7 protein-coding genes are annotated in these 4,015 nt (G+C 61.5%); all 7 read left to right on the top strand.

The features are described 5' to 3' along the window. Positions 1 to 744: DNA polymerase III subunit beta (dnaN, locus tag Q0K43_RS10615; protein ID WP_297290501.1), on the top strand; the 744-nt coding region annotated here is incomplete at its 5' end. A gap of 70 nt (positions 745 to 814) precedes the next feature. Then, on the top strand, positions 815 to 1,255 hold the full coding sequence (locus tag Q0K43_RS10610; RefSeq protein WP_297290500.1) for an acyl-CoA thioesterase: 441 nt from the start codon (positions 815 to 817) through the stop codon (positions 1,253 to 1,255). Further along, on the top strand, positions 1,252 to 1,464 hold the full coding sequence (locus Q0K43_RS10605; RefSeq protein ID WP_297290499.1) for an RNA-binding S4 domain-containing protein: 213 nt from the start codon (positions 1,252 to 1,254) through the stop codon (positions 1,462 to 1,464). The genes Q0K43_RS10610 and Q0K43_RS10605 overlap by 4 nt, the downstream gene beginning before the upstream one ends. Then, the gene (gene recF / locus Q0K43_RS10600; RefSeq protein ID WP_297290498.1) at positions 1,461 to 2,567 is read left to right on the top strand and encodes a DNA replication/repair protein RecF; all 1,107 of its coding nucleotides are present in this window, start codon (positions 1,461 to 1,463) and stop codon (positions 2,565 to 2,567) included. Before Q0K43_RS10605 ends, recF begins: the two co-directional genes overlap by 4 nt. 65 nt (positions 2,568 to 2,632) lie before the next feature. Then, positions 2,633 to 2,944, top strand: coding sequence for a Tat pathway signal protein (locus Q0K43_RS10595; RefSeq protein ID WP_297290497.1), 312 nt, complete (start codon positions 2,633 to 2,635; stop codon positions 2,942 to 2,944). Continuing rightward, positions 2,944 to 3,207 (top strand): extracellular matrix regulator RemB, encoded by a 264-nt coding sequence (gene remB / locus Q0K43_RS10590; protein ID WP_297290496.1) that lies wholly within the window; start codon positions 2,944 to 2,946, stop codon positions 3,205 to 3,207. The genes Q0K43_RS10595 and remB overlap by 1 nt, the downstream gene beginning before the upstream one ends. Before the next feature lie 68 nt (positions 3,208 to 3,275). Then, on the top strand, positions 3,276 to 4,015 hold a 740-nt coding region (locus Q0K43_RS10585; protein WP_297290495.1), incomplete at its 3' end, for an ATP-binding protein.

Raw genomic sequence — 4,015 nt, 5'->3', positions numbered from 1 at the left:
TCCCTCACCCTGCCCCAGTCCAGACTGAAGGCCATGATCGCCCAGACCATTTTTGCCGTCAGCGACAACGAGAGCAGGCCGGTCCACACCGGTTCCCTCTTTGAGGCTGACGAAAACGGCCTTACGGTGGTGTCGGTGGACGGCTTCCGGCTGGCCCTCCGCCATGAGGCCATTGACCAGAAGGACGGCGCGCCCCAATTTTCCTTTGTGGTACCCGGTTCCGCCCTGTCCGAGGTGGAGAAGATCTGCACCGACTGTGACGAGCCGGTGTCGGTGACCCAGGGTTCCCGCCACGTCATGTTCAAGGCCGGCTCCACCATGCTGGTCACCCGGCGGCTGGAAGGGGAATTTCTGGCCTACCGTCAGGCCATCCCCCGCAGCAACGACATCTGTCTGGAGGGAGACACCCGGGCTCTGCTGTCCTCCATCGAGCGCGTCTCCCTCATCATTACCGAAAAGCTGAAATGCCCCCTGCGCTGCGTCTTTGAGGACGGGCTGATGAAGATCTCCACCAAGACCGCCATCGGCGACGCCTACGACCAGTGCCCCGTCTCCGGCGACGGCAAGGGGCTGGAGATCGGCTTCAACAACAAGTACCTGATGGACGCCCTGAAGGCCGCCCCCGCCGACAAGGTGCGGCTGGAGCTGTCCACCAGCGTGTCCCCCTGCGTCATCCTGCCCACCGAGGGGGAGGAGAATTTCCTGTATATGGTTCTGCCCGTCCGCCTGAAGGCCGGAGAGTAAGTAAGACAGAACCAGTAGGGGCGACCCTTGCGGTCGCCCGTAATCCCTCAGAAAGTGAGGAAAAATACCTTTGGAACTGCATCCTTACCTGCACAAGGTTCAATTTTATGAGACCGACGGCATGAGCATCGTCCACCACGGTAATTATATCCTATGGATGGAGGAGGCCCGCACCGACTTTATGGACCAGATCGGCTGGAGCTACCACAGGGCCGTGGACGCGGGCATCGACTTTGCCGTCACCGATGTGAGCTGCCAGTACCGCTCCATGACCCGGTTCGGAGAGACGGTGGCCATCCACATGGCGGTGGAGTCCCTGTCCCCCGCCAAAATGCGGCTGAGTTACAAGATGGTCAATGCCGACACCGGGGAACTGCGGGCGGAGGGGACCTCCGGCCACTTCTTTTACGACCGGGCCAAGGCCCGGCCGGTAGCACTGAAAAAAGCTTTGCCTGAACTGTGGGAGCTGATGGAGTCTCTCCACAGGGTTGGGGAAGGAGGGGCGGTATGAAAACCATCCAGTCCCAAATCAATACGGAATTTATTAAGCTGGAGTCCCTGCTGAAATTTGAAGGTCTGACCGAGACCGGCGGGGAGGCCAAGGAGCGCATCCAGGCCGGCGAGGTGAAGGTCAACGGGGAGGTCTGCACCATGCGCGGTAAAAAGCTGCGCCCCGGCGACAAGGTCACTTTGGACGACCTCTGTGTGGAAGTGTTATGATCGTACGCTCCGCCGCCCTGGATTTTTTCCGCAATTACCTCCACTTTGAGGGGTCTTTTTCCCCCAATGTGAATGTGATCTGGGGAGAAAACGCCCAGGGCAAGACCAATCTGCTGGAGGGCATCGCCTATCTGTCCACCGCCTCCTCCCATCGGGCCAGATACGACAGGGAACTGATCCAGATGGGGGTGGATCACGCCTTTGTGAAGGCGGAGGTCTTTTCCCGGGGGCGGGACTTCACCCTGGAGGCCCGGCTGGCCCGGGGGGCCAGGCGGCAGCTCCTCTCCAACGGGGTGAAATTAAAGACCGCTGGGGAACTGGCGGGGGTGCTGAATACGGTGCTGTTCTGCCCGGAGGACCTGTGGCTTATCCGGGAGGGGGCGGCGGTGCGCCGGAAGTTTCTGGATAGCTGCATCTGCCAGCTGCGGCCCCGGTATGCCGAGGCCCTTGCAGAGTACCGGCGGCTGTACGAACACAAGACCCGGATACTCCGGGACTGGGAGGAGCATCCCTCTCTGCTGGACACCCTGGACGAGTTCAACCTGCGCATGGCCCAGACCGGCGCGGTGATTATCCACTACCGGGCCTACTTCATCAAGCGGCTGCAGGAGGTGACGCCCCCCATCCACCGGGATTTCTCCGGGGGACGGGAGGAGCTGGGGCTGGGCTATCAGACGGTGAGTACCATCGACGATCCTCTGGCTCCCACCCGCACTCTGCTGGAGGGGCTGCTCCGGCACCAGGAGTCCCACCGGAAGGCGGAGCTGGAGGCCCGGCAGTGTCTGTCGGGGCCCCACAAGGACGACTTGATCGTGGAACTGGACGGGGTGAGCGCCAAGACCTTCGCCTCCCAGGGCCAGACCCGGACGGCGGCCCTGTCCCTCAAGCTGGCTTCCCGGGAAATCTTCTTCCAGGAGACGGGGGAGTGGCCGGTGCTGCTGCTGGACGACGTACTCAGCGAGCTGGATCAGCGGCGGCAGGAGTTTGTTTTGAAACGGATCACGGGAGGACAGGTTTTTATTACCTGCTGCGAGCCCATGGACCCCGGCAGGCTGGGGGAGGGCAAGACCTTCCACATCCACAACGGCGCTCTGGTGGAGTAGTGACCCGGCCCGGTCGGTTTTCCACAAAACCGGCCCCTTATATGGATAACTTTCAGGAGAACACTATGATACTTTTGATCCTTGCCCTTGTCCCCCTGGCGGGGGGCTTCCTGCTGGAATTTCTGGTGTGCCAGTTTACCCGGAAGGGGAGCAAACTGTGGAAACTCATCCCACCGGTGGCTGCCGCTCTGGTGACGGCGGCCATTGTGGTCCACCGGCTCAACCTGTGGGAATCGGATAATTCGCCGGTGACCCAGTTGCTCTTTATCCCCGGCCTGCCCGCCCTGGGCTTCTTTGTGGGGCTCTTTCTGGGCTGGAAGCTGTATCGGTGGCTGTGGAGGCCCAGGATCATCCGGGACAAGAAGGAGGACAAGTGATGTATCTCCACATCGGTCAGAACGTGGTGGTGCCCTTCCGGGATGTGGTAGGGCTGTTTGACCTGGATAATACCAGCTCTTCCCGCTTGACCCGCTCTTTTCTGGAGCGGGCGGAGAAGGAGGGGCGTCTGATCAATGTGTCCGACGATCTGCCCCGGTCCTTCCTGCTGTGCAGCAGGGGAGAGGAACCGCCGGTGGTCTATCTGTCCCAGCTCTCCGCCGCCACCCTGCTGCGCCGGGCGGAGAACAACAGCTTTGAATAAAAAAGTTTGTGGTGTGGCGGCTGCCAAAGAGTCATACCCAACCTATGGTAAATCAAGCGGAGGTTATTATGTCTGACGAGTTAGAATTGGAAGTGAGCGCCACCCAGGTGGAGCATGAGTACGGCGGCTCGGAGATCCAGGTGCTGGAAGGCCTGGAGGCCGTCCGCAAGCGCCCCGGCATGTATATCGGCTCCACCAGCGAGTCTGGCCTGCACCATTTGGTGTACGAGATTGTGGACAACTCCATCGACGAGGCCCTGGCAGGCTACTGTGATGAGATCACCGTCTCCATCGGGGAGGGCGACATCATCACTGTAGTGGACAACGGCCGCGGTATCCCCGTGGACATCCAGCCCCAGACCGGCCTGCCCGCCCTGGAGGTGGTGTTCACCATCCTCCACGCCGGCGGCAAGTTCGGCGGCGGCGGCTACAAGGTGTCCGGCGGCCTCCACGGCGTGGGCGCCAGCGTGGTCAACGCCCTCAGCGAGTGGCTGGAGGTTCGGGTCCACAAGGAGGGCAAAATCTACGAGATGAAGTTCTCCCGGGGCAAGGTGACCCAGCCCATGCAGGTGGTGGGTGACACCGATCGCCACGGCACCGAGGTGGTGTTCAAGCCCGACCCCGAGATGTTTGAGATCACCGAGTACAACTATGAGACCCTCCACACCCGCATGCGGGAGGAGGCCTTCCTCAACGCCGGGCTGAAAATCCACACCATCGACAACCGCCCCGGCAGGGAGCAGAGGGACACCATGCACTACGCCGGCGGCATCCGGGAGTTCGTGTCCTACATCAACCGCTCCAAGGA

Origin of the sequence: uncultured Flavonifractor sp. (assembly GCF_944383115.1) — a bacterium.
In the GTDB taxonomy this organism is placed as follows: domain Bacteria; phylum Bacillota; class Clostridia; order Oscillospirales; family Oscillospiraceae; genus Flavonifractor.
This window is presented reverse-complemented; position numbering and strand designations above follow the sequence as displayed.